Below are 25,621 nucleotides of genomic sequence, written 5' to 3'. Positions count from 1 at the left end.
AGAAACGATTAGGAGTGGGTCGGATCGCGCCGTCGCGGTTCGGCCCTTTCCTTTTCAGGATGTCCAATGTCCATTCCCTCAATTCAATCGAAGTCAATCGCAGTCATCGGTCTCGGTTATGTCGGGTTGCCGGTTGCGGTCGCCTTTGCGGCCCGCGGTTTCGACGTCTTGGGCTTCGATATCGATCGGGGCCGGCTTGCAGAACTGAATGAGGGAATGGATCGGACGGCTTCCGTCACTTCACTGGAGCTTGTCCAGGAAACGTTGAGCTTTTCGGCCGATGAGGAAGCGTTGTGCGGCAGGGACGTCATGATCGTGGCCGTACCGACGCCTGTCGACGCGGCGAAACGACCGGATCTGACGCCGTTCCAAAAGGCGGCTGCAACGGCGGGACGGCAAATCCGCCCCGGTGCGATTGTCGTTTTTGAATCAACGGTGTTTCCCGGGGCAACGGAAGATGTCGGCGTGCCGATCCTGGAACGCGAATCCGGATTGCGCTTGGGAGTGGATTTCGAGGTCGGCTACTCGCCGGAACGCATCAATCCCGGCGACACCGCGCGCGATTTCAGCGACATCACGAAAATCGTGTCCGCCTCATCCGCGCAGGCGTCTGAAACGCTTGCGTCACTTTACGGTGCCGTCGTCACCGCGGGTATCCACAAGGCGCCGTCGATCAAGGTCGCCGAGGCGGCGAAGGTGATCGAGAACACCCAGAGGGATCTGAACATCGCCTTGATGAACGAACTGGCGATGTTGTTTCATCAGATGGGAATAGATACGCGGGATGTGATCGAAGGCTCGCAAACAAAGTGGAATTTCCTTCCCTTTCAGCCGGGTTTGGTCGGTGGTCACTGCATCGGAGTCGATCCTTACTATCTGACGCACAAGGCGCATGAAATCGGGTTCTCGCCACAGGTCATTCTCGCAGGCCGCGGCACCAACGAAGCGATGCCGGCCTTCGTCGCCGGGAAGATCATCCAGGAAAGCGTGAAACTAGGCCTGCCCATGCCGCCGAAGGTTGCGGTGCTCGGCCTCACCTACAAGGCGGATGTTCCCGACACACGCAACTCCAAAGTCGTGGACCTGATCCGGGAACTGGAGCGGTTCGGCGCCGAGGTGCGCGTGCACGATCCGTTGGCCATCCCTCACCAGGTCGCTGAGGAATACGATCTAACGCTCCATGATCTTGAAGACATTTCCGGCGCACATGCCGTTATTCTGGCGGTACCGCACGCGCAATTTCTGCAGGGCGGCAATGGTTGGAGAACCGTTGCCGGTGTTCTGAAAAACGGATCCGGGCTCGTTGCGGACCTTCCGGCGGCCCTCGAGCGGACCGCGGCTCCGGAAAATATAACGCTCTGGCGGTTATGAATGCCGATGGTATTTATACGGGTAATTGCGTTGGTTACCCGGCTCACCGGTTTCCCTGCTCAATAAAAAGCCGTTACGCGCCGAAATTGCTCAAGTTAACGTCGGGGATTGCGCGAATTTTAGGAAACTGAAAAGAGTTTTCCGCCGTATACTGTTCAGGTTCAGAAAAGGAGATCCTGATCATGGCGAAAGCTCATTTCTGGAAATCGGCGACAACCGCAGCCCTGGGCGCGCTGTTGCTTTCAGGCGCGGCGCGTGCCGACGACGGGCTGGACAGCAGCGCATTTCAAACCATCATCAAGAAACAGATGTCCGCGTTTGCCACGGAAAACGCCGAGGCGGCCTATGCCTTTGCGGCAAACTCCCTGAAGCGGAAGTTCCAGAACCCTGAATTTTTCATGGAAATGGTACGTCAGGGATATCAGCCGGTCTACAAGGCGAGAGACGTCACCTTCGGGCGGTCGAAAATGACGAAATACGGGCCGACACAAGAGGTCTTCGTCACCGGTCCCAAAGGCAAGGACTGGATTGCCCTTTACAGTTTTGAGCAGCAAGATGACGGAAGTTGGCGGATCTCCGGCTGTTACCTGACGAAATCGGAAGGTATTTCAGCTTAGGTTCCGAACTCGGGGATATCACCGCGCGCCCAGTCTTCCTTGGTTCTGGCGTAGAAGTCCTCGAACCGGCTTTCTTCGATGGCGTCTCGCATGCCCTGCATGAGCTGCTGGTAATATGAGATGTTGTTCCAGGTGAGCAGCATGCCGGCGAGCCCCTCGCCCGCCCGAACCAGATGATGGAGATAGGCGCGGCTGTAAACGGACGTTGCGGGACACTTGCTTTCCTCGTCGAGCGGGCGCGGATCGTCCTGATGCCGGGCGTTTTTCAGGTTGACCTTGCCAAACCTCGTATAAGCGAGCCCATGCCGGCCGGCGCGTGTCGGCATGACGCAATCGAACTGGTCTATGCCCCGTTTCACACTCTCCAACAAATCGTCCGGCGTTCCCACCCCCATCAGGTAACGCGGTTTGTCGGCGGGCATCGCCGGCAGGGTCACATCAAGCATCGCAAGCATGACCTCCTGCGGTTCGCCGACCGCCAGACCGCCAACGGAATACCCCTCGAAAGGCATTTTTGAGAGTTCTTCCGCCGAACGGATGCGCAGGTCGGCCTGGTCGCCGCCCTGAACAATGCCGTAAAGGCCCTGGCCCTTGCCGGGACCACCCATGGTCTCGAACTGGCTTCTGGAGCGTTCCGCCCAGCGAAGGGACAGCTCCATGGCCCGCTGAATTTCTTCCTTCGGGCTTGGCAGCCGGATGCATTCGTCGAGCTGCATCTGGATGTCGGATCCGAGCAAACCCTGGATTTCGACCGAGCGTTCTGGGGTCAGATGATGTTTGCTGCCGTCGATATGACTTTGAAAACGGACGCCGCCCTCGTCGAGTTTTCTGAGCTGCGCCAACGACATCACCTGAAAACCACCACTGTCCGTCAGGATCGTGTGCGGCCAGTTCATGAACTTGTGCAGACCGCCAAGCCGGTCGACACGTTCCGCCGTCGGACGCAGCATGAGGTGGTAGGTATTGCCAAGCACGACGTCCGCACCGGTTTCCCGGACCTGATCCGGGTACATCGCCTTGACCGTCGCCTGGGTTCCGACCGGCATGAAGGCCGGAGTGCGGACCACACCATGGGGTGTCGTGATTTCGCCACGCCGGGCTCTGCCGTCTGTAGCGATCAGTCTGAAACCGAATTGTCTGGTCTTGTCCGTCATGCTGTCTCCTGCAGCGCTGTCTTGCAGGGAAACAGCAGCGAAGCGTCCCCGTAACTGTAAAACCGGTAGTCCTCGGCAATGGCGTGCGCATAAGCGGCACGCATTGTTTCCAGGCCGGAATAGGCCGACACCAGCATGAACAGGGTCGATCGGGGAAGGTGAAAATTCGTCATGAGGGCGTCGATGGCCCTGAACCGGTAGCCCGGTGTGATGAAGATGGAGGTTTCGCCCGTGAAAGGGGAAATTCGACCGGTTTCGCTGGCTGAACTTTCCAGAATTCTCAAGGACGTCGTTCCAACGCTGACAACCTTGTTGCCGCGTGCCTTGGCTTCCTGCAAAGCGGCTGCGGTTTCCTCAGGGACTTCTCCCCATTCCGCATGCATCTTGTGATCAACAGTGTCCTCCGCCTTGACGGGCAGGAAGGTGCCGGCTCCGACGTGAAGGGTCACCCGGTGCTGTTCCACCCCGCGGTCGTCCAGGGCTTTCAGAAGGTCCGGTGTGAAATGAAGACCGGCAGTCGGGGCGGCGACGGCCCCCTCCCGTGCGGCGAAGATCGTCTGGTAGTCCAGCCGGTCCTGAGCGTCTTCCCCTCGTTTCTGGGCGATGTAGGGCGGCAACGGGATATGGCCGACGGCGGCAATCGCCGCGTCGAGTTCAGGCCCGGACCTGTCGAACACCAAAAGCACTTCTCCGCCGTCGGTTTTCTCGGCAACACGTGCCGTCAGGCTCTCTTCGTTGCCGGCGAACACGACCTTGTCATCCGTCTGAAGTTTTTTCGCGGGCCGTACGAATGCCCGCCAGCGATCGGCACCTGACCGGAGATGCAATGTCGCGCTGATCCCCGCAGTAATCTCTCCCCTGAGGCGCTTGCCTTCCAGCTGGGCCGGAATGACCTTCGTATCGTTGAAGACCAGTGCGTCGCCGGGGTTGAGAAGTTGAGGCAGGTCGCGGACGGTCCTGTCGCTCAAAACCGGCATCCCATCCGGTTGAACAAGGAGCATCCGCGCTGCGTCCCGAGGCCTCGCCGGACGCAAGGCAATACGTTCATTGGGAAGATCAAAGTCGAATTGTTCGACGCGCATCGGGTTTTGCTCAGGCAAGAAAAGGAAAACGGAGCGGTCGGATGTCGCGTTCCAGTACCGCGCGCCCGCTCATAGACGCGATGCCCTTGGCGGTCAACCTGCCAGGATCCGAACGCCATTGGAGAAACGTGATGGCATTGGTTCCTGCAAACAAAAAACGCGGCCACCCGGGCCGCGTCTCTGCAAAAGTGTTTCTAGCCAGGAACTCAGGCCGCGTCGGCTGCGACTTTCAGGGAAACGATATTGTCCGGATCAACGACCGGTTCGCCGCGCTTGATCTTGTCGACGTTGTCCATACCTTCGATGACTTCCCCCCAAACGGTATATTGACCGTCGAGCCAGGGAGCGTCCGTGAAACAGATGAAAAACTGGCTGTCGCCGGAGTTCGGATCCATGGCGCGGGCCATGGAGCAGGTGCCGCGGGAATGCTTCTGCTGGCTGAATTCGGCCTTCAGTTTCTGACCGGACCCACCGGTCCCGGTGCCTTGCGGACACCCGGTCTGTGCCATGAAGCCGTCGATGACCCGGTGGAACACGATGCCGTCATAAAACCCTTCGCGCACGAGTTCCTTGATGCGGGCTACATGGGTCGGGGCAAGATCCGGTTTCATCTCGATGACGACCGATCCCTTGCTGGTTTCCATGAGCAACGTGTTTTCGGGGTCTTTTATGTCTGCCATTTTAATCTCCTTGGGTCAGTAATCGTCTGCGGCCGGGCGTCCTCACTGCGCGTCGGCCGCAATCTGCATCTTGACGATCTTGTCCGGGTTCGCCGGCGGCTCGCCGCGGGTAATGCTGTCTATGTGGTCCATGCCGTCAACGACTTCGCCGAAAACCGTATATTGTCCGTTCAGCCAGTCGCCGTCCGCGAACATGATGAAGAACTGGGAGTTCGCGCTGTTCGGATTTGCGCTGCGCGCCATGCCGAGCGTTCCCCGCTTGAAGGAAGCCTTGGAAAATTCAGCCTTGAGATCGGGCAGCTTTGAGCCCCCCATTCCGGTTCCGGTTGGATCGCCGGTCTGCGCCATGAAGCCGTCGATGACCCGGTGGAAGACGATCCCGTCATAAAAACCCTCGCGGGTCAGCGACTTGATCCGTTCGACGTGGTTCGGCGCCAGATCGGGACGAAGCTGAATGACGACCCGGCCATCCTTCAGGTCCATGTAAAGCGTGTTTTCCGGGTCCGCTGTCTGCGCCCCGGCAGCCGTTGGCAAAATCACAAGAGAAGCCAATATGGCAAGGATTGAAAGTAGTCGTGACACTGGGGACTCCTGAAGTTGAGGTCCGTTTAAAGTCTGGATACCTAAACACCGGCTCCTGAACGCAGGCGCAAAGGTTCAGCGACCGGCTCCGGGACGAAGGCGGAGATTTCCCCACCCATTTTCGCGATTTGCCGGACCAAGGTGGCGGTGATGTGGCGCACCTGCGGAGACGCGGGAAGAAAAACCGTATTTATGTCCGGCTGCAGCGTTCCATTCATGCCGGCCATCTGCATTTCAAAGTCCAGGTCGGTTCCATCCCTCAAACCACGCACGAGGCAGGCAGCGCCGTGATCCCTTGCGGCATCGATTACCAGACCGGAGAAGGAAATGACCTCGAGCCGGTCGGCATCTGCCTCGCTGAACTCCGTTCGCGCCGCCTTGCGGATCAAGTCCACCCGCTCCTCAAAGGAAAACAGGGGCGTCTTGCCCGGATGAATGCCGATTGCGACCACGACCTTGTCTGCGAGCGCAAGCGCCTGACGCAGAATGTCCATGTGGCCGTTTGTGACAGGGTCGAACGAGCCCGGGTAAAGTGCGATGCGTTCCATGGCACTTCCTTACTCTGCTTGATCCGGAGCCACAAGGGAAACGGGCTCCCGAGGACGTCAAGCGCTCACAATCGAGGGCCACAGTGCCTTTAAAACCGGTTTTTTAAACGAAAACCGCATGTATTGGGGGTGATGTTTTTTCGGCGGCAACGTCTGCGATTCTTCCGGAAGAGTATTTCGTGCGGGCCCGGAAAAGCTCGATTTCGCGCCAAAGGATGCAGACGTCCGCATTGCGCACCCTTGCACCAGAAGTTGTTACCGCTGCGGCAGCAAACCGAAAACAGACTATTTCTTAAGCCTTTATGTCTCAACTTATGTCAAATTCTTTGTGACCTTTTATCGTATTTTATGAGGACATGACTAAGTTCCGCTCCGAAGCCTTTTTGCCACTAACTGACAATGTGTGACCGCCGTCACATCGGTCTTTTCATCAATACGGCAGTCTGGCGGCATCAAAGAAGAACGGCGTGAGCAGGAGCCAGACAAATGAGGAGCTACAAGACTTTCGACTTGACCGACACCCAGCCGGTTTCCAAGCCTTTTGCGATAGAAACCAAAGCCCTGGACCGTTCGGTTCAGATCAAGATGGCCGCGGTGTTCATCCTGGCTTTGCTGACGGTACTGCTGGTAGGCATCTTCACTCTGCATCCGAGCAATGCCTCGCAAGCCGACAGAATGACCAACCTCGCGACCCAGGGACTGACCTCGACGAAGTCTGACCGTATGCCGGAAGCAACGGTTGGAAAGTCTTGCGAATCCCAGGCGTGGGGAGCATGGAGCGAAGATTGCGCGGCCGCACTGACCGGTGCGAGCAAAGTTCGCAACGTATCCTTCGTGACCGTCGAGAAGTCCTCTCCGACCGTGAATGAAACCATTTTGGCGCGCTACCCTGTGACCAACTGACGATCAGTCCTCTTTACATCCCCCCGCAAACGGCAAACAGCGGCCCAGTTTCCACCCTGGCCGCTGTTGTCGTTTTTGCGCGTTTACGCGTCTGGTTCAAAGGTCAACTTTCCGGTGTGCCGTCTCCCTCGTCCCCCGTTTCCTCGCCGGCTGCGGGTGGCGTGTCGCCATTCGAGGTTTCCTGACCGCCTTCTTCCTCTTCGAGATCCTCATCTTCCTCGACTTCGGAGATCCCCTCCACGGCAACGACCTTTTCGTCGGAAGCCGTCTTGAAGACGATGACGCCCTGTGTTGCCCGGCCGGCGATACGGATACCGTGGATCGGACAGCGGATGAGCTGACCTCCGTCGGTCACGAGCATGATCTGATGTCCCTCTTCCACGGGGAAGGACGCAACCAGGCCACCGTTGCGATCGTTGACAGCCATGGCGGTGATGCCCTTGCCGCCGCGTCCGGTGACCCGATATTCAAACGAAGAGGTTCGCTTGCCGTAGCCGTTTTCGGAAACTGTCAGAATGATCTGTTCCGCGGCACTCATCTGTGCGTAGCGTTCCTGCGGCAGATCGCCGGCGACAACGCCTTCTTCATCGGACGCGCCACCGTTTTCATCCGCTTCACCCCGCATCGCCCGTGAAAGCTTGAGATAGGCAGCCCTTTCTTCGGCATCCACATCGATATGATGCAGGATCTGCATGGAAATGACCCGGTCGTCGTCGGCCAGGCGAATGCCTCGCACCCCGACGGAATTGCGGCCGGCGAACACCCGGACATCCGTCACGGGGAAGCGGATGCACTGGCCGAAATTCGTGGTCAGCATGACATCGTCATGCTCGGAACAGGTGTCGACGCCAACGATGCCGTCACCATCTTCCAGTTTCATGGCGATCTTGCCGTTCCGGTTGATGTTCACGAAGTCGGAGAGTTTGTTCCGGCGCACCGTGCCACGCACGGTCGCAAACATCACATCGAGATTTGCCCAGCTTTCCTCATCCTCCGGCAAGGGTAGAATGGACGTGATCTGTTCGCCCTGTTCCATCGGCAGGATATTGACCAACGCCTTGCCGCGCGATGTCGGCCCGCCGAGCGGCAGGCGCCAGACCTTGAGCTTGTAGCAGATGCCGCGCGAGGAGAAGAACAGCACCGGCGTGTGAGTGTTGGCCACGAACAGCCGGGTCACGAAATCCTCGTCTTTTGTGGCCATGCCGGAACGGCCCTTGCCGCCCCGGCGTTGGGCCCGGTAGGTGGCAAGCGGCACGCGCTTGATGTAGCCGCCATGGGAAACGGTCACCACCATGTCCTCGCGCTGGATCAGGTCTTCCTCATCGAAGTCCGCGCCGCCCTCGACAATTTCCGTTCGCCGGGGCGTTGCGAATTCTTCCTTGATCTCCAGCATCTCGTTGCGGACGATTTCCTGTATCCGCGCACGGGAGCGCAAGATATCCAGAAAATCGGAAATCTCCGCGCCGATCTTTTTCAGTTCGTCGTCGATTTCATCGCGGCCAAGCGCTGTAAGGCGCTGAAGCCTCAGATCGAGGATTGCCCGGGCTTGCTCCTCGGAGAGCTTGTAGGTGCCGTCTTCCTGGACCTGGTGGCGCGGGTCATCGATCAGACGGATGAGCGGCTCAACGTCACGCGCCGGCCAATCGCGCTCCATCAGTTGCGCTCGTGCCGTCGCCGGATCCGGCGCGGTGCGGATCAGATGAATGACCTCATCGATGTTGGCGACCGCAATACCCAAGCCGACCAAAATATGTGCCCGGTCCCGGGCTTTTTTCAGCAGATAGCGCGTGCGCCGCTGAACGACTTCCTCCCGGAAGGCGACGAAGGCGCGCAGCATGTCGGACAGGTTCATCTGCTCCGGCTTGCCGCCGTTCAGAGCCACCATATTGGCGCCGAAGGACGTTTGCAGCTGACTGAACCGGTAGAGCTGGTTCAAGACAACGTCGGGAACGGCATCCCGCTTCAGTTCGATGACCACGCGCATGCCCGAGCGGTCGCTTTCGTCGCGGATATCGGAAATGCCTTCGACGCGCTTGTCCCGCACAAGCTCGGCGATTTTTTCGATCATCGTCGCCTTGTTGACCTGATACGGGATCTCGGAGACGATCAGCGCGTTACGGTCCTTGCGGACTTCCTCGACATCGACCTTGGCGCGCATGACGATCGAGCCGCGTCCGGTGTCATAGGCGCTTCGGATACCGGAGCGGCCGAGGATCATGGCGCCGGTCGGAAAATCCGGTCCCGGCACGATCTGCATCAGCTCTTCCAGCGACATCGCCGGGTTTTCCATGATGGCGATAGCGGCGTCGATCACCTCGCCGAGATTGTGCGGCGGGATGTTGGTTGCCATGCCGACGGCGATGCCGCCCGCGCCATTGACAAGAAGGTTTGGAAACTTCGCCGGCAGAACGACAGGTTCGCTCTCGGAGTTGTCGTAGTTCTCCTGGAAGTCGACGGTGTCCTTGTCGATATCGTCGAGAAGCTTGTGAGCGACTTTTTCAAGCCGGCATTCGGTGTAGCGCATGGCCGCAGCCGGGTCTCCGTCGACCGAGCCGAAGTTCCCCTGCCCGTCGATCAGGGGCAAGCGGAGAGAAAAGTCCTGCGCCATGCGCACAAGCGCATCGTAGATCGCGCTGTCGCCGTGCGGGTGATACTTACCCATGACGTCACCGACGACGCGCGCCGACTTACGGTAGGGTTTGTTCCATTCATACCCGTTTTCGTGCATCGAATAGAGGATGCGCCTGTGAACGGGTTTCAAGCCGTCCCGGACATCGGGCAGCGCGCGCGACACGATCACGCTCATGGCGTAATCGAGGTAACTGCGCTTCATTTCATCGACGATGGAGACCGGTTTGATATCGGACGGAAAACCGTCTGAAGGGGTGTTGTTGTCCTGGTCGGCCAAAGAGACACTCATTTGCTTGTTATTGCTGTTTCTTTTATAGCCGATTCAATCTGCCGAACCAAATTCCGGGCCATTTTCCGGCTAATCAAACACGCAATTAATTCAATGGTTTGCATTGAATATGCACAGGGGCAAAAAATGATTTTCACCTGGCGAGACCGGTGCGATGGATTAGAGCCTATAGTCGGGTTGAAATCACATCCCAATTTCGGCAGCGGGAACTGATCATGCTCGACTATTTCGTCAATGCCTTCGCGACCCTTTTTGTCACGATAGACCCGATCGGCCTTGCCCCGATGTTCCTGGCCGTGACCGCCGGAATGAGCCGAGCCGACCGCCGGCGCGTGGCCGTCAGATCCGTTCTCACAGCCGCCGGCATCCTTCTGATCTTCTACGCCTTCGGGCAGGCCGTTCTGAATGTCCTGGGAATTTCCGTGTCGGCCTTCCGCGTGGCGGGCGGTATTCTGCTTTTCATCATTGCGCTTGAAATGGTTTTTGGAAAAAGGCAGGAACGCAAAACGGAAACCGCCGAAAAGGCAATCGAACCCGAGACCAACCATGGCGCGGTTCACGAAATAGCGGTGTTTCCGCTCGCCATTCCCCTGATTTCCGGACCTGCCGCGATTTCCGCGATTATTCTGCTCACCGGTCAGGCCCCGGACACTCTGTCATATGCGGGCCTCGGTGCGGTCATTGCATTTATACTGCTGTGCTGCCTGGGAACTTTTCTTCTCGCCGACCGGATCGAGCGTTTGCTCGGCGACACGGCTCAGCTCGTGATCACCCGCCTTCTCGGCGTCCTTCTGGCTGCCTTGTCGGTTCAATTCGTAGCGGATGGCGTCCTGGCGTTTGTCGCGCGCTGACCGGGTCCGTCTTCCCTCGCCCAGGAGTGTTATCTGTCGAGAGAAACCTCAAATGTTTTGTCCGAAAACCCGTGTTTCTTGTCCCGGGCGCGAATCCGAACGCTGCCCACCCCATCCGGAATTACGACGCCTGAAAGCGAGCGGGTGAAAGGTTGCTCGTTTTCATGAGGGTGCAGCAATACACGCTCCCCCAATACGGCACCGTCCGGTCCGAGTACCTGCCACAGATCCGCATAGTGATCCCATCCTTCATCTTCATGGAGAAGCGTCACTGAGAAGGTCCACGATCCGCCCTGTTGACGCGCCGTGGCGTCCACGATTTTAACCTCTCCGGCCAAAACCGGTTTGATGCTGACGAGCGCCAGCGCTAAAAGACAAAAAAATCGCATGTCGCGGCGGTCCCTTGTGTGGATCAATCGCTATCCGGACGCCACCATGCTGGGAATTCCGCACCGGTTAAAGTCACGAATGCGTCAGTTGCTCAACCGGACAGTTGGACGTGGCGGCGCAGTCTAGACAGAAAGTCGGCCACCTGACGCGTTGCGCGGGCAACGGGAAAGGCTTTCAGGCTTTCTTCCGACCAGTCCGTTTCCGGAGCAAGGATTTGCCTGAGACCGGAGAGCTCCAGACGTTCGTCCGGGTCGAGGGGAAGTTTTGCCGCTGCGCCAAGCAGCAACAGCTGTTCGTGGATCTGGCGCAAGACGGACAAGGCATCGCCCATCCGGTTCATGAGAATCGGGTCGTCGCGCCAGCTCCTGCCGCCAAACACCTCTTGTGTCACGCGCTGGCCCGCACCGTGGCAGTCGTAGGCAATGCAGCCCCTGAAGCCGAGCGTCTCCCTTTCCCGGAAAATGGTGCATTTGCCGCAGGTATCGAGATTGGGACACACTTCGCCCGCCGCCTTGTCGATGGCGAAGGACTCGGACTTGTCGAACACGAACACCACACAGCAGAGTGCGGCGCAATTCTCACATTGCGGTTCCAGAACCAGTTCGTCCGCCGTTTTCGTCAATTGATACCCACGTTTCAATGAAGTGCCTTCACGGGCCCAGTCCGACCCTTTGCCCGGCGCCGTCGATCAGTTCGGCGATCTGTCTCTGAAATCCCGAAAAAGATCCTACAGGCATATAGCGCTCGAGTACCGGCAAGCCATTGAGTTTCGGCAGAGGGCCATCCGTCACATGGTTTACGCGCGAGCGAGACAGCAAAAAGGCCGAATAGCCTTCCCGCGCAAGGATGGTGCAGGTTTCGGTGTCGAAGGTCTCGAGGCCGCCGAAGGGTACGGAAAACACCTGTGTTGTCTTTCTGCCCAGGGTCTCCAGCAAGGCCGCGTTTCTCCGGATTTCGCGCCGTTGCTCAGCGCCGGACAGAGACGCCAGGACATAATGGTTTTCGGTGTGGTTGCCGTAGGACAGGAGCGGGTGCTCAACCAGCTGCCGCTCATCGTCGGCGCAAAGGTTCCGTTCTCCTCTTCCGGAAACCACCCGGGCATCCAGGAACGCGCTCAGGAGTTTGTCGAGTTCCGCGCTGTTGACGCTTGGGCACTTGCTTTTCTTGTAAAGATTGTCGGCGTCGATGCGGTTCGATCGGCAAAACGCTTCTGCCCATGCAACAAATTCCGCGGAAAGACCGGAACCGATCAGCATGCGCATCTTGTCCCGCCAGAAGATTTTGCCGGTCAGGGTGCTGCCGATCACGAAAACACTTGCGGGAAGGTTCAAGTCCGCGAGGATTGGCAGTGCGTTGGTAAAGACGCTCTTGTAAGCGTCGTCAAACGTGATGGCGCACTTGCCTTCGCGATCCTGCAGACGGGCCAGGCTGTCCAGGTCGACAACGTCGAAATTCTGCTTGACCCAGGAAAGCTGCTTGAAAAGAACGTCCGGGCATACGTTGTGCAACTTCATACCCGGTTGGACCGGCAGGTTTTCGCTAACGGCGTGATAAAGCAGGACGTGCGCGAAGAGACGCTTTTTCCGTTCGCTAGCCATCGACCATTCTGCCATTCCGCACGATATTGATGCCTGAGAATGCCCCGGTTTCTTCACCTGCGATCTGCCGGTGAAGCAGCCCCTCCCGGTTTTCGAAATACGCTTTGGCGGCCTTGAAGGTCCAGTCACGATCGTAAAAGGTCTTGCCCTCGGTCCATTGCGGCAAGGCTTTGCAGGTGCCTGCCTCGATGCTTTTCAGCGCATCGATCATAAGTCCGGTCCCGGCAACGATGCTTTTGCAGTTGATCGCGGCATAGGTATCGCCGGGCTCCACAAGCACGCGTTGAGAATGGATGATGTCACCTGAATCGATGCCTGGCGACATTCTGTGTACCGTGACGCCGAAATAGCCCGGCGCATTTTCGACGAAGGGCCAAAAATTAGTCCGCCCGCCCCTGTAGTAGGGCGACAGACCCGTATGCATGTTGAGAACGTGTGGCGCGCTGTCCAGGATCTTCCGGCCGAGCATGCATGTTCCCATGACTGCGATGATATCAGGCCTGGCATTTCGGATGATGTCGACCATTCGCTCGGCGTTGATGGAACGGACTTGGCCGTCGACATGAGCGATGACAAGATCGGCATGATCGGCCATGAACCGGGACCTCTGACCGCCAAAGTACCGCCCTTCGGCTTCTCGTTTTTCCTGTTTCAAGGCATTGCCGTAAGCTCGGTAGCGCTTGTGGTAGAAACGCTGCTTTACGGTTTGGAACGGGTGGCGAAAAGTGGCTCGGCGCAGCTCTTCCAGCCGGCTGCGATTGATTTCCTTACCTCCGGTTACGACGCCCACAACGGTCCCGGTCTCCTTGATGAGACGGTTACAGAAATAGAAGTGCCGGTCGGCTCCATCGGTTAGTATGACTATGCGGTTGCTCATGTTCCGTCGGTTGGCAGCCAATGGTGGTTGTCGTTTCAAGTCTAAAGGGGATGGAGCAGCGAGTCGGTCTCGATCTGGCGAAGGGCTTCCTCAAGAGGAACATCGGCGTGGCGGCAGAACCACTGGCCGGTATGCCGGTGCCACATCACGTTGAAATGGAGAGCCGTGTGCCGCTCTTCTACAAGATCGAGCCGTGCAAAGGCGCGATCGAATTCCTCGCCAAGATTTTCAGAAAATCCCGAGCGATAACGGGTCATGAAGCTGTACTTTACACCGCGCCATTTTCCGGAAATATCGACGGGGTAATTGAATTCGGTCTCGCGTATTTCCTGAAGGAATCGTGGTTTCAGCTTTTCATCTATGAAATGCCGGCAAATGCCTTCGACTTCCCGTTTTTCCGTATTCGTCAGAACCCTGACCCATGTCCCCCCTCCCCGTGGCATGCGTTCTAGCCCCAAAGCTCTCTCGTTTGCGGAAACTCTTTGTGGCAGTACTCATAGACGTCTTTGTAGGTTTGCTTGATTTCCGCCTCTAATTCTGGATCGATACCGGCTTCGATCTTGGTCTTGTTCTTGGTTTTGTTCACATAGACGGAAGAATATTCGAAATTCGGTTCAATGCCCAGAAACGCCGACAGCTTTTCGATCTGAGCGGGCTCAAACATCGTCTCGTAGAGACCGACATAGACCTCTTTCTTTTCAAAGGCGCCGTAGAGGCGCTGTATCGTCTCATGGTAGCTGGATCGTAACCGGCATTCCTCGGTCTTGAAGTGACTGCGCAACGCGGCGACAAAATCGGTCACTCCGGCTTCGACGCCCGCACCGGTTTTTCCCTTACTCAACATGAAGCTGATGTTGCTCTTGATCCGCTCAACGGGATCGCGGATCAGGACGACGGCCTTGCATTTAATGTTCCGTTTCTCAAAACCCTGGCGAATGAAACGGAAACGCTCCTCGCTCAACCCGCTGTAAGATGGCGTTATGTCGGCGGTCAGACGCTGTTCGGGGCTGCACAGGGAATCGAAGTACTTGAAGTAGAAGCCCGGCTTTGTCTGCATCAGGTAGAGCAACGCGTCGTTGCGCTTCTGCAGACGGTGGCGCAACGAAGGCCTCGGCGCCAGCATCATTTTCATCGTTTCGATATCGACACAGTCCCAGATATGGTACTCCTTGGTGAAACCTTCGGCGAATTCCCCGGATTGCAGCATGTAGCGATGCAGCCAGCTCGTACCGCATTTCTGGCAACCGGCTCCCAAAATGAAGGTCTTTTCTTTCATGCCATTCAAATTTCACTTTGTTGGATCGGGGGGATCGGCACTCCTGCAAAACCGGAAAAACACCGGTTTCGTTCACTGCCTTTCCAGCCAGTTGGAGCAGATAGTATAAAACTCCAAGTCGGCGCGATACCATTGTTCCAGGTTCTGTTTGGCAAGGTCCGAAAGGGACGGGTCCTGGGTGTACGCGTATTTGTGGGCAGACTTTTCATCCTGTGCGATCGCCAGATCCGCGACGGACAAATTTGAGTTCAACCTTTGCAACAGAACGTCGAAATCGTTCTCAAAAGCTTCCTGCCGAACGATCCAGACAGGCGGTCGTTCCTTCAGAAAGTTTCCGGAGAGCTGAAACCAGTCGGTTTGTCGTGTTCTTACATGACCGATGCTGTTCATCGCCCAGAAGGCGTTCTCTCCGATGCCGTCGTTCCTGAAAAGCGCTTCTGCGAGGTCGTTCGCATGTTCGAAATTCGCAAAGGCTTGCTCTTCTTCTTTCTTCCACTCGTTGTAGAGCCTCGGCTGGCCTTTCCTCTTTCGAGAATAGAAACCTGACCGGAAGCGTGAAAGGGGATGTCTTACGGAAAAGAAATATGGAACGTACTCAGGCACATCCTTGAGCTTCAGGCCATGGCCAGATGAAACAATTCTGAAGTCGTTCTGGAGAGCGTTCAATTGTGTCGACAACTGAATGATCTGTGTTCCCGCGTTCTTTCCGATATGCAGGAAAGCGACATCGTTTGCGGTGAACTTTTCCGGGACGGACTTGCCCTTGAGCGCCTTTCTGATTTTCTTTCTTGTTTTTTTGAACATTTTTTCGCTCTGAAAAGACAATCGGCGAACCGGAAAGATGTCGCCCGGTTCCGGAAAATCCTGGATCGAACTACCCTATTCCCACTCAATCGTTCCCGGAGGCTTCGATGTGATGTCGTAGGTAACCCGGTTGATCCCCTGGACCTCGTTGATGATCCGGGTCGCGGTTTCGCCCAGAAACTCGTGGCTGAAGGGATAGTAGTCCGCGGTCATCCCGTCGACGGAGGTCACGGCCCGCAAGGCGCAGGCGTAATCGTAGGTTCTGCCGTCGCCCATGACGCCCACCGTGCGAACCGGCAAAATGGCGACGAACGCCTGCCAGATTTCGTCATAGAGCCCGTGTTTGCGGATCTGGTCGATATAGACGGCATCCGCCTTGCGCAAGATCTCTAGCTTGTCGCGCGTTATTTCCCCCGGGCAGCGGATGGCGAGACCAGGTCCGGGGAACGGATGGCGTGCAATGAAACTCTCGGGAAGCCCCAATTCCCGTCCAAGCGCCCTCACCTCGTCCTTGAAAAGCTCCCGCAGCGGTTCGACGAGTTTCAGCCCCATCTTTTCCGGCAGCCCACCGACATTGTGGTGCGATTTGATGGTCACCGAAGGCCCGCCCGAAAAGCTAACGCTTTCAATCACATCAGGATAGAGTGTGCCTTGGGCAAGGAATTCCGCACCGTCGATCTCATGGGCGTGTTTCTGAAAGACATCGATGAACAGCTTGCCGATCGTCTTGCGTTTTGTCTCGGGGTCGGAAATCCCCTCGAGCGCTCCGAGAAACAATTCCGCTTCATCGGCGTGAATGAGTGGAATGTTGTAGTGATCGCGGAACATGGACACCACTTCCTGCGCCTCGTTCAGACGCAGCAGCCCGTGATCGACGAATACGCAAGTCAGTTGATCGCCGATCGCTTCGTGGATCAACACGGCGGCAACGGAACTGTCGACGCCCCCGGACAAACCGCAGATGACCTTCTTGTCACCGACCTGTTCGCGGATTTTGGCAATCGCGTCGTCCCGATAAGCCCCCATGGTCCAGTCGCCGGAAAAGCCGGCGAGTTTGACGAAATTCTCGTAAAGCGTTTTGCCATTCGGCGTGTGGTGAACTTCCGGGTGAAACTGCACCGCGTAAAAATTCCGAGCGACATCCGCGGTGATCGCAAAAGGCGCGTTCGGCGATGTTCCGTAGACCTCGAACCCGGGGGCAATTTCGCTGACATGATCGCCGTGGCTCATCCAAACCTGTTCCCGGCCATCGTCGAACCAGCCGTTCAGCAAGGCGATAGTCCCGGTCTTCGGCACGACGTAGGCCCTGCCGAATTCGGCGGTCCCATGTCCCCGCTCCACCTTTCCGCCCAGGCAGTGCATCATGACCTGTTGTCCGTAACAAATGCCAAGGATAGGAACGCCGAGATCGAAGACACTTTCAGGCGGCATCGGTGCGCCGTCCGCGAAGACCGAAGACGGCCCACCGGAAAAGATCACGGCTTTCGGGCTGAACTCCTGGAGGAAAGCGTCGGTAACGTTCTGAAAGGGGTGGATCTCGCAATAGACCTTGAGCTCGCGCAGCCGGCGTGCGATCAGCTGGGTAACCTGGGATCCGAAATCGACGATCAAAAGGCGGTCATGATGTGTCATGGCCAGCTTTTAACCGGACTGATGCGCAAATAGAACCCGAAATCTTCTAGTTACCGCATCCCGCACAGGTTTCTGCTCACGACTGGAAACGGCGTGCTCCTGTCATCGGCGGAAGGTTTCAGCCGGACGGGTTCCGCCCCGCTTTAGGCAGTTTCAGGCTGTTGAGCGATCCTGCCGCGTTTGCCCTGCCCCCCCTGAAGCAGAGGTCTTTCGGGAGCAAGCAGGCGCACAAGCTGTGCACGGTTGAATTTCCCTTTTGACCCCTCTCCGCCCGTTTCTTAGGTTAGCCGCTACCCCGGCGTCTGGAGTTTCAAGTTCAGTTCGGGCCATCGGAAGTCAAACCGCCGGGAAACAAATGACGCTAGCCGCCCGTAAAGCCTTCGACGAAGCCGTGAGACTTGAACAGTCCGGAGACATGGACAAGGCGCTTGTCTCCTACCTGAAGGCTCAGGAACTCGCGCCCAACGATACGGAAATCGCCTACCGCGCAGCGTCCGCGCTGCTTCAGTCGGGCCATGCGGAAGAAGCGCAGTCCCAGTTGCGCCGGATCGTCTTTACCGAGCCCGACCACCTGCGCGCACGGGCGAGCCTCGGCAATTGCCAACTTCTGCTGGGGGATACCGCCAATGCCAAACAGAATTTCACGGATGTTCTGGAGTTGGAGCCTGAGAACAGAAACGCCCTTTACGGGCTCGCCAGCGTTCTTCTGAAGGAGGGAAAGGCTGCCGAAGCCAGCGGTCCCGCGAAGCGTCTGCTGGATCTGCTGCCGGATTCCGCGGCGACTCTGACTGTTTTTGCTGAAACCCAGTCCAAAACCAACCAGTACAGCACCGCGATCGCCGCCTACCGCAGAGCGTTGAAGATCGCTTCGAACCATGTCCCAGCAATGGTGGGGTTGTCGGAGGTTCTCCTGCGCCGGAGCCGGTTTGACGAAGTCGTCGAGCTCACCGTCAGGACAAACCAACTTGTCCCGAACGACCCGTTACCCCTTGTCATCCTTTCCGACGCCCTCGCGGGCAAGGGCGCCCTTGACGATGCCTATGAGGCCGCCCAAGAGGCTCTCAAGTGCGACCGGCGTTCCACCGCGGTCCTCGTCAGGCTCAGCGTTCTCTCGCGCAAGCTCGGAAACGCCGGGCAGGCGATGATGTTCGCGCTCGACGCCCACGATCTGGACGCGCAAGCGCAGGGGCCGTTGAACGCTCTCGGCGCAACCCTTGCCGCCGGGAAGTTCGCCAACCAGGCCCGCTCTGTACTGACTGCCCTGTCGTCCGGCAAAGGGCTTGATCCGGAAGTCAGGCAATTCATCGAAGACCTGATCCAAAACGACGCTGAGGACGAAGTTTCCGGGTCAGCGTTCCCAGAACCATCAGGCGCCGAAAAAGCTAGCGATCAACCAACGCCCGAACCCGCAGTCACACGAGCAGACACGGAAACAGGAGACGATCGGCGAGCCGAATCGGTTTCCGGGCTTCTGCCGGGAGATCACGAACCGCTTCCCAACGTTCTCGGGCTGCGACGGCAGGATCGGTCCTCCTCCTGAGGGTCTGCGAGACCCTTCTTCGTCGGCTCGTCGCAATCGGCCCCGGCAGTGAGGCGACCATATTTCGTTCACAATCCTGATGAAATCTGGTTGCGGTGCAGCAACCGCCCGTCGGAACGCGCCTTGGACCTTCGTGCGGGAGCCTAACGATGTCTGTCAAGAATCGCATCCTCACCGGCCTATCCATCGAAGTCGGGGCACTCCCCGGATGAGGCCGAAGATCATCCTTCATGTCGGACCTCACAAGACCGGCTCGACCTATCTCCAGAAACGTCTGACCGAAAACCGCGGTCATCTCGAGGATTTGGGGGTCTTCATTCCATCCACCGGATGGGGAACAACCGGTCACCACCAGCTGGTGGATGTCTTGCGCGGCTGGCTGCCGGTTTCAGAGGAATGTTCGCTCAATGCATTGAAATTCGAGATTTCCGGCCATGACCTTTCACTGATTACCAGCGAAAACTTCATTTTCCTGAACGAACAGCAGCTACGGGTTTTCCGTGATCTTTTCAGAGGTTACGACATCGAGGTGGTGTTTTTTCTCCGCCACCCGGCCAATGTCTGGCCTTCGCACTGGCAGGAACTGATCAAGCACGGGGCCGACACGACATTCGCTGAATACATGCTGTGCATATTCGGGCTTTCCTCGCTGGTTGACGTGTCCCCCGTGATGCCACGCCTGCAGATCAGGCGTCTGAGCGAAGTGTTTGGTATCGGCAGCCTGAAAATCATTTCCTACGAAAACCTGCTTGAGGCCGAAGAAGATTTCTTCGAGTTTTTCTGGCGTTCCATTCTGCGCAAACCGGATCGCGCATTTGCCGGCGATCGTGAACTGGTCAACAAGTCCTTTGCCGCCGATCATGTGGAAATGGTTCGGCAGCTCAACACGACCTATCTGCTGGAAAGAGGCCAAAGCCCGGGAACGGCGCTCAGACGAGCGTACGAAGTAAGTTTGCGCGACCGGGACCCGGCCGGACCGTTCAAGGCCTTTGTCGAAGAGTTCCGCGAAAATGCCGCTTCTCTTCGCCTGTCGAGCGATTTGCCGATCATGGCCGAAATCTTCGAAGACCTTGCGGGCGAGTTCGGCTCGGTCATCGTCAATCGTCACACCGACAAACAGATCCTGAAGCGCCCCGTCGGTGAGCGGATGGTAACCTACGGCTCAAGAGACTGGATCTTGCGGTCCGGTCAAAGCAGTTATGTCCGTGAAATCTATTCGAAGCTGGTGCGCGACCTGAACGAATAGCGGGTCGTCAGGCGGGCACCGCAACCCTTTTTCCTCGCAGGCCGATCCGGGCCAAGGGGAAAATGTGCCAGCCGCCTGCTGGATCAGCTTGTACGCTGAAAAATTGCGACGAAAAAGCCGTCCGTTGCAGTCGAAGCGGGCGTCATAAGTATTTCACCGCGCTCCGACACGTATTGTGGCTGACGGATATTCGGCAAGGTTTCCCGCCAGATATCGGCGGCCGGCAGCGAAACGAAATCCTGACGACTGCCCAGAAACCATTCGACCTGGTCCTGATTCTCTTCGCGTAACACAGAACAGGTAACGTAAACGAGCCGTCCGCCTGGTTTGACATACCGGCTGCCGTGCTCAAGCACGTGGCGCTGGTCTTCCAGCCGGTCGCCGAGCGCTTTTTCAGACAGACGCCACTTGCTGTCCGGCCGCCGTCGCCAGACACCAGTACCGGTGCAGGGTGCGTCGATGAAGACGAGGTCCATCTGCCGCTCCAGATCATTGAGACTGGAACTGGCCGGATCGCGAACCTGGATGTTGCGCACGCCGGCGCGCTGCAGGCGCTCATGGATCGGTGCCAGCCGCAGCCTGTCGGCATCATAGGCATAAAGCTGGCCCTTGTTTTCCATCGAGGCGGCCAGAGCGAGGGTCTTGCCGCCGCCGCCGGCGCAATAGTCCAGAACCTGTTGCCCGGGCCTCGCCTGTGCAAGATGAGCCGCAAGCTGGCTTGCCTCGTCCTGGAGTTCGAACCAGCCCTTGCGATACCCTTCCTCCGCCTGAACGTGCGGCATGCGCCCGATTCCCGGTTTGGCTTCGATGCGAATTCCCACGGGGGAGAGACCGCAAGCGTCCGCACCGGTATGAGCCAGACGTTTCAGCACCTTTTCCCGGTCTGCTTTCAGGCTGTTTGCCCTCAGGTCGACCGGAGCGCGTGTGGAGAGCGCCCTGCCCTCCTCGACGGCGTGCGGACCGAACACGGCCTCGAACCGTGGCCAAAGCCACTCCGGCACATCAGCCTGCGCGGCGGCCGGCATCTCCACCGGCGCATCCCCGGACAAAAGGTGCGTCTCGTCTTCGGACAGGGAATCCGGCGCATGGCGGTCGTTGGCCAGAGCTTCAACGAGGGAGGGCACGCCCTTGCCCCATGAGCGGACATAGGTCGCCAGAACGAGTGACCGCGCGGCATCGGTTCCCATGACCGAGGCCAGAGATGCCTTGTTCCGCAACGCATCGAACACCAGATTGCCGATGACCGTCCGGTCTCCGGAACCGGCAAAGCGGTGCGCCGCTCCCCAATCCCTGAGCGCGAGCTGCACAGGCCTGTGCCGGTCGTTGACCTCCGTCAGGACTTCAATCGCCGCCGCCAGGCGTCCGCCGTCTTTCATGAGAACCCCTCGGTGCGGGGTGAAGTTGTCAAGACCGCACCGTCTTTGGTTTTTTAAACATTGGAAGGATAATTCGGGCTTTCGCGCGTGATTGTCACGTCATGGGCATGGCTTTCACGCAAACCCGCGCCGGAAATCTGGACAAAACGCGCTTTTTCCTGAAAATCCTTGATGGTCTTGCCGCCGACATATCCCATGGCCGCGCGCACGCCGCCTGCCAACTGATGCAGGACGCTGCCGAGCGCCCCCTTGTAGGGAACCTGACCTTCGATACCTTCCGGAACCAGTTTCAGGCTGTCGCGAACCTCTGCCTGGAAATAGCGGTCCGCGGAGCCCCGTGCCATGGCACCAACGGACCCCATACCGCGATAGGATTTGTAGGAGCGGCCCTGGTGAAGATAAACCTCGCCCGGGCTTTCTTCGGTGCCGGCCAGAAGCGACCCGATCATGACGGACGACGCTCCGGCGGCAATAGCCTTGGCCAGATCGCCGGAAAACTTGATGCCGCCGTCGGCTACCACCGGGATACCGTGCTTGTCGGCTTCATTGACCGATTCCATGATGGCGGTCAGCTGCGGCACACCGACACCGGCAACGATCCGAGTGGTGCAGATGGAGCCCGGTCCGATCCCGACCTTGACCGCGTCGGTGCCAGCATCGATCAGGGCCTTCGTTGCCTCGGAGGTCGCGACGTTGCCGGCCAGAACCTGAACGGAATTGGACAAGGTCTTGACCCGGCTGACCATGTCCAGAACCTTCTGGGAATGCCCGTGTGCCGTGTCCACCACAACCATGTCGACACCGGCATCGACAAGCCGCTCGGCCCGTTCGAAGCCCTCGTCACCCACGCTGGTTGCCGCTGCAACGCGCAACCGACCTTGCGCATCCTTGGAGGCGTTCGGGTTGAGCTGCGCTTTTTCCATGTCCTTTACGGTGATCAGACCGATACAGTTCCGGTCTTCGTCGACGACCAGAAGCTTTTCGATGCGGTTTTGATGCAGCAACCGCTTGGCGTCTTCCTGGCTGACATTGTCGCTGACGGTGACCAGGTTCTCGCTTGTCATCAGTTCATGGATCTTCTGCTCGGGGTTAGAGGCAAAGCGGACGTCCCTGTTGGTCAGGATACCGACCAGCTTTCCCGTGATCTGACCGCCGGAACCGCCGTTGTCGACAACCGGAACGCCGGAGATTCCATAGTGCTTCATCAGGTTCAACGCGTCCTGAAGAGTGGCGTCCGGACCGATCACCAGCGGATTGACGACCATTCCGCTTTCGAACTTCTTGACCATGCGGACTTCTTCCGCCTGCTGATCGAGGCTCAGGTTCCGGTGAATGACGCCGATGCCGCCTGCCTGCGCCATGGCGATCGCAAGACGTCCCTCGGTAACCGTATCCATCGCGGAGGAAATGATCGGAATATTGAGTTCCAGCTCGCGGGTGACCTTCGTCCGCAGGTCGACCTGGCCCGGCATGACTTCCGAATGACCGGGGATCAGCAGAACATCATCGAATGTCAGGGCTTGCTGCCCTGTCGATGGGACAAAGAAAGACGCCATGGCCAATTCCCCTTAAATAGAGTGCCTGAGACACGCGCTTGAATGAACAAGCCCGTATCTTTCGAGTCGCTTCGGCTGTGCCGGAGAAGTTGGCGCGGGTCAATAACATGCGGGTGACAGAAAGAAAAGAGGCGAATGGTTTCTCACCTGCTTCCCCGATTGTTTCGAGCTGCCCGCCGCGAAGGTGGTTCCGTGACCCGACCGTCAATCAGGCGGAAGGTCGCTGCCGCGAAATCCTTTCGCGATGACATAGAGTTCCGGGCTTTCCTTTCGGCTGGCCGGCGGCTTGAGGTGGGCGACCGTCTTGAAGTCACGCTTCAGGTCCTGCAACAAAGCGTTTTCCGTGCCGCCACGAAAAACCTTCGCCAGGAAAGAACCGCCCGGCACGAGGTTTCTGCGAGCGAAATCAACCGCGATTTCAAAGAGGTGAGTCGTTCGCAAGTGGTCCGTCTGCTTATGGCCGGTCGTCGGCGCCGCCATGTCTGAGAGAACCACGTCCGGCTTGTGTCCGCCGAGCGACTCCATCAGCATGCGAGGCGCATCGTCGTCGAGAAAATCCTTTTTCAGGAAAATGGCGCCACGGACATGATCCATGTCCAGGTAATCGATACCGACCACCTTCGGCGCCTCGACGCTCGACTGGACCCGCTCGACCGCCACCTGGCACCAGCCGCCCGGCGCACAGCCCAGATCGACCACCCGGTACCCGGCTTTGAGCAGTCTGTGCTTGTCGTCTATCTCAATGAGCTTGTAGGCGGCGCGTGACCGGTACCCGTCCATCTTTGCCCGGCGCACATAAGGATCGTTCAATTGCCGCTCCAGCCAGCGGGTCGAGGATTCCCGTCTTCCTGCGGCGGTCTTCACCTTCACATGGAGGCCCCGGTCTCCGGTGCCTTTTTTCGAGCGACTCATGATCTTTTCCTCTGGCGGAGCCGGTCCCGGCGTCTGCCGTTTTTCTTCGTGGACCAAACCCCGTCGGCCGCCATCAGTTCGGTCAAGATGCCCTCGCGCAGCCCCCTGTCGGCGACACGGAGCCTTGAACAGGTCCAGCGCCTTCGAATCGCCTCCAGAATGGCGCAACCCGCGAGCACAAGATCGGCACGGTCCGCGCCGATACAGGGGTTTTCCACGCGCGCCTCATAGGGCATGTCGCGCAACTGATCAATCATTCTGGAGACGTCCCGGTCGTCGAGCCAGGTTCCGTCGACCCGGCGCCGGTCGTAGCGCTTCAGACCCAGATGCACGCCGGCAAGCGTGGTGACCGTACCGGATGTGCCCAGCATGTGGACGCCTCCGCCGGCAATCGCCTCGCTGAGATTGTCGGACAGGTTGAAGGCCGCGAGATGAGAAGACGCGTCATCGACCATGGCTTCGAAAATATCCGGGGTCACATGAACCCCACCATGACGTTCCGCCAGATTTACGACGCCGACAGGAAGCGATATCCAGGACCGGATAAACCGGGTCAGCGCATAGCCTCGCGCGCCGCAGCGGTTGCGCAGATCCAGCCAGACGATCTCGGACGAACCGCCGCCGATGTCGAACAGAATCACGCCATCGGCTTCGTGATCGACCAGCGACGCACATCCCGCCACGGCAAGTCGGGCTTCCGTCTCCCGGTTGACGATTTCGAGCGCCAGTCCCGTTTCCTGCCTTACCCGCTCGATGAATTCGTCCCCGTTCTCCGCGGCTCGGCAGGCCTCCGTGGCAATCAGGCGCGAGCGGGCAACACCCCTGTCCGCGAGCTTGCGGTGGCAGTTGGCCAAGGCATCAATCGCCCGGTCCATGGCTGTGTCACTCAATCGCCTGTTGGAACCGACCCCTTCGCCGAGCCGGACGATGCGCGAGTATGCGTCGACGACCCTGAAACCGCGCTCTTCCGGACGAGCGATCAGCAGCCGGCAATTGTTGGTGCCAAGATCGAGCGCCGCGTAAAGCGGAGACCCGTTGCGAGCGGTCCGGGAAGGTTCCCTTCGTCCAGCCGGCTTCGTTTCAGCGACACGCGCTCCGTTCTGGGTCGGCAGCCGTATCTCCGCCGGCGCCTTAGCCGATTCGGAAAACGTCTGCACGTCGGAGGCCATCCTGCCGTTCGGCACACCTGTTTCGAATTCGTTGTGTACGGGCCTGCCGTTGACCGCTCCGTTGGCGGCCTGCCGGCGTTTGCGCCCTCTTCTGCGGGCCGCTTTTTTGCCCTTCGCGCTTGTTGCGCCGTCCGGACCCTTGTCACCTTCATTGCGCGCGGACATTCCGACACCGAGATCGGTTTTTGCCGCCTCTCCACCAGTCTGCGCTTTTGGGTTCCGCTTGCGTTTCTTTCGGCGCTTTCCGGAAGAAACGGCACTTTTCTCCTCCTGTCCGGATTCGGACCGGAGACCTGCGTTCTGATTGACGGTACCGGATACAACACGGGCCGTTTGCGGCCCCGACACCTGCGGCTCCCCGGACACGGCGCTCGGCTTCTGCGCCGCCTCTCCCCCCGGCGACCCCTGGCCGGGTCGGCGCTTACGCCGCCTGCGGCCTGGTCTCTTGTGCTCCTTCGGAGCTGTGCTGTCTCCGGACCCGTCAGCGGTACGACGCCCATTCAGGGGCGGTTCCTGGCCTGACTGTGTCACGTTTTT

At 58.5% G+C, this 25,621-nt stretch carries 25 protein-coding genes; 8 read left to right on the top strand and 17 right to left on the bottom strand.

From position 1 onward, the window contains the following. The first annotated feature begins 66 nt into the window (after positions 1–66). On the top strand, positions 67–1,371 hold the full coding sequence (locus JF539_RS09545; protein WP_207140054.1) for a nucleotide sugar dehydrogenase: 1,305 nt from the start codon (positions 67–69) through the stop codon (positions 1,369–1,371). Between the two features lie 182 nt (positions 1,372–1,553). Beyond that, complete coding sequence (locus JF539_RS09540; RefSeq protein WP_207140053.1) at positions 1,554–1,988, top strand: DUF4864 domain-containing protein; 435 nt, start codon at positions 1,554–1,556, stop codon at positions 1,986–1,988. Here JF539_RS09540 and tgt read toward each other — a convergent pair. From tgt to coaD, 5 genes are all read right to left on the bottom strand, one after another. Further along, on the bottom strand, positions 1,985–3,142 hold the full coding sequence (gene tgt, locus JF539_RS09535) for a tRNA guanosine(34) transglycosylase Tgt (RefSeq protein ID WP_207140052.1): 1,158 nt from the start codon (positions 3,140–3,142) through the stop codon (positions 1,985–1,987). The genes JF539_RS09540 and tgt overlap by 4 nt on opposite strands. Further along, on the bottom strand, positions 3,139–4,224 hold the full coding sequence (queA, locus tag JF539_RS09530; RefSeq protein WP_207140051.1) for a tRNA preQ1(34) S-adenosylmethionine ribosyltransferase-isomerase QueA: 1,086 nt from the start codon (positions 4,222–4,224) through the stop codon (positions 3,139–3,141). Before queA ends, tgt begins: the two co-directional genes overlap by 4 nt. 206 nt (positions 4,225–4,430) lie before the next feature. Then, the gene (locus JF539_RS09525; protein WP_207140050.1) at positions 4,431–4,904 is read right to left on the bottom strand and encodes a peptidylprolyl isomerase; all 474 of its coding nucleotides are present in this window, start codon (positions 4,902–4,904) and stop codon (positions 4,431–4,433) included. 42 nt (positions 4,905–4,946) lie between these two features. Next, positions 4,947–5,486 (bottom strand): peptidylprolyl isomerase, encoded by a 540-nt coding sequence (locus JF539_RS09520; RefSeq protein WP_328809223.1) that lies wholly within the window; start codon positions 5,484–5,486, stop codon positions 4,947–4,949. Positions 5,487–5,527: 41 nt separating this feature from the next. Then, positions 5,528–6,034: a pantetheine-phosphate adenylyltransferase gene (gene coaD, locus JF539_RS09515; protein ID WP_207140049.1), complete on the bottom strand. Its 507-nt coding sequence runs from the start codon at positions 6,032–6,034 to the stop codon at positions 5,528–5,530. 486 nt (positions 6,035–6,520) lie between these two features. Here coaD and JF539_RS09510 point away from each other — a divergent pair, with 486 nt between their 5' ends. After that, on the top strand, positions 6,521–6,937 hold the full coding sequence (locus tag JF539_RS09510; protein ID WP_207140048.1) for a phosphopantetheine adenylyltransferase: 417 nt from the start codon (positions 6,521–6,523) through the stop codon (positions 6,935–6,937). Between the two features lie 103 nt (positions 6,938–7,040). Here JF539_RS09510 and gyrA read toward each other — a convergent pair whose 3' ends face one another. Continuing rightward, entirely contained in the window at positions 7,041–9,857 is a 2,817-nt protein-coding gene (gene gyrA, locus JF539_RS09505) for a DNA gyrase subunit A (protein WP_207140047.1), read from the bottom strand. Between the two features lie 215 nt (positions 9,858–10,072). Here gyrA and JF539_RS09500 point away from each other — a divergent pair, with 215 nt between their 5' ends. After that, positions 10,073–10,708, top strand: coding sequence for a MarC family protein (locus JF539_RS09500; RefSeq protein WP_207140046.1), 636 nt, complete (start codon positions 10,073–10,075; stop codon positions 10,706–10,708). Positions 10,709–10,737: 29 nt separating this feature from the next. Here the strand turns inward: JF539_RS09500 and JF539_RS09495 are convergent, their stop codons facing one another. From JF539_RS09495 to JF539_RS09480, 4 genes are all read right to left on the bottom strand, one after another. Continuing rightward, a complete protein-coding gene (locus JF539_RS09495; RefSeq protein ID WP_209017065.1) occupies positions 10,738–11,124 on the bottom strand; it encodes a hypothetical protein in 387 nt (128 codons plus the stop codon). A 65-nt stretch (positions 11,125–11,189) separates the two neighbouring features. Beyond that, positions 11,190–11,720, bottom strand: a complete 531-nt coding sequence (locus JF539_RS09490) for a hypothetical protein (RefSeq protein WP_207140045.1) — start codon at positions 11,718–11,720, stop codon at positions 11,190–11,192. A gap of 28 nt (positions 11,721–11,748) precedes the next feature. After that, positions 11,749–12,696, bottom strand: a complete 948-nt coding sequence (locus JF539_RS09485; protein ID WP_207140044.1) for a polysaccharide deacetylase family protein — start codon at positions 12,694–12,696, stop codon at positions 11,749–11,751. Beyond that, complete coding sequence (locus JF539_RS09480) at positions 12,689–13,291, bottom strand: formyl transferase (protein WP_207140043.1); 603 nt, start codon at positions 13,289–13,291, stop codon at positions 12,689–12,691. The genes JF539_RS09485 and JF539_RS09480 overlap by 8 nt, the downstream gene beginning before the upstream one ends. On the opposite strand from JF539_RS09480, the gene JF539_RS09475 reads away from it, so the two are divergent. Next, the gene (locus JF539_RS09475) at positions 13,259–13,552 is read left to right on the top strand and encodes a hypothetical protein (RefSeq protein ID WP_207140042.1); all 294 of its coding nucleotides are present in this window, start codon (positions 13,259–13,261) and stop codon (positions 13,550–13,552) included. The two genes, JF539_RS09480 and JF539_RS09475, sit on opposite strands and share 33 nt — an antisense overlap. A gap of 41 nt (positions 13,553–13,593) precedes the next feature. Continuing rightward, entirely contained in the window at positions 13,594–14,025 is a 432-nt protein-coding gene (locus JF539_RS09470) for a hypothetical protein (protein ID WP_207140041.1), read from the top strand. Here JF539_RS09470 and JF539_RS09465 read toward each other — a convergent pair. From JF539_RS09465 to guaA, 3 genes are all read right to left on the bottom strand, one after another. Next, positions 14,022–14,849 carry a sulfotransferase domain-containing protein gene (locus JF539_RS09465; RefSeq protein WP_207140040.1) on the bottom strand — a complete coding sequence of 276 codons (828 nt, stop codon included), beginning with the start codon at positions 14,847–14,849 and terminating at the stop codon, positions 14,022–14,024. The genes JF539_RS09470 and JF539_RS09465 overlap by 4 nt on opposite strands. 72 nt (positions 14,850–14,921) lie before the next feature. After that, complete coding sequence (locus tag JF539_RS09460; protein ID WP_207140039.1) at positions 14,922–15,515, bottom strand: hypothetical protein; 594 nt, start codon at positions 15,513–15,515, stop codon at positions 14,922–14,924. Positions 15,516–15,728: 213 nt separating this feature from the next. Continuing rightward, entirely contained in the window at positions 15,729–17,285 is a 1,557-nt protein-coding gene (gene guaA, locus JF539_RS09455) for a glutamine-hydrolyzing GMP synthase (RefSeq protein WP_207140038.1), read from the bottom strand. A gap of 355 nt (positions 17,286–17,640) precedes the next feature. Between guaA and JF539_RS09450 the strand changes: the two genes are divergently transcribed. Together JF539_RS09450 and JF539_RS09445 are read left to right on the top strand one after the other, a co-directional pair. Next, positions 17,641–18,825, top strand: coding sequence for a tetratricopeptide repeat protein (locus tag JF539_RS09450; RefSeq protein WP_207140037.1), 1,185 nt, complete (start codon positions 17,641–17,643; stop codon positions 18,823–18,825). 208 nt (positions 18,826–19,033) lie between these two features. Beyond that, entirely contained in the window at positions 19,034–20,071 is a 1,038-nt protein-coding gene (locus tag JF539_RS09445) for a hypothetical protein (protein WP_207140036.1), read from the top strand. A gap of 83 nt (positions 20,072–20,154) precedes the next feature. Here the strand turns inward: JF539_RS09445 and JF539_RS09440 are convergent, their stop codons facing one another. From JF539_RS09440 to JF539_RS09425, 4 genes are all read right to left on the bottom strand, one after another. Further along, positions 20,155–21,447, bottom strand: a complete 1,293-nt coding sequence (locus JF539_RS09440) for an RsmB/NOP family class I SAM-dependent RNA methyltransferase (protein WP_207140035.1) — start codon at positions 21,445–21,447, stop codon at positions 20,155–20,157. Positions 21,448–21,500: 53 nt separating this feature from the next. Beyond that, positions 21,501–23,003 (bottom strand): IMP dehydrogenase, encoded by a 1,503-nt coding sequence (guaB, locus tag JF539_RS09435; protein ID WP_207140034.1) that lies wholly within the window; start codon positions 23,001–23,003, stop codon positions 21,501–21,503. Positions 23,004–23,207: 204 nt separating this feature from the next. Next, complete coding sequence (locus tag JF539_RS09430; protein ID WP_207140033.1) at positions 23,208–23,915, bottom strand: RlmE family RNA methyltransferase; 708 nt, start codon at positions 23,913–23,915, stop codon at positions 23,208–23,210. Beyond that, entirely contained in the window at positions 23,912–25,249 is a 1,338-nt protein-coding gene (locus JF539_RS09425; protein ID WP_236042359.1) for a Ppx/GppA phosphatase family protein, read from the bottom strand. The genes JF539_RS09430 and JF539_RS09425 overlap by 4 nt, the downstream gene beginning before the upstream one ends. Positions 25,250–25,621: the final 372 nt, after the last annotated feature.

Origin of the sequence: Roseibium aggregatum (genome assembly GCF_017309185.1) — a bacterium.
Lineage (GTDB): Bacteria > Pseudomonadota > Alphaproteobacteria > Rhizobiales > Stappiaceae > Roseibium > Roseibium aggregatum_B.
Note: the sequence above shows the minus strand (reverse complement) of the source record. Positions and strands in the feature narration are given on the sequence as shown.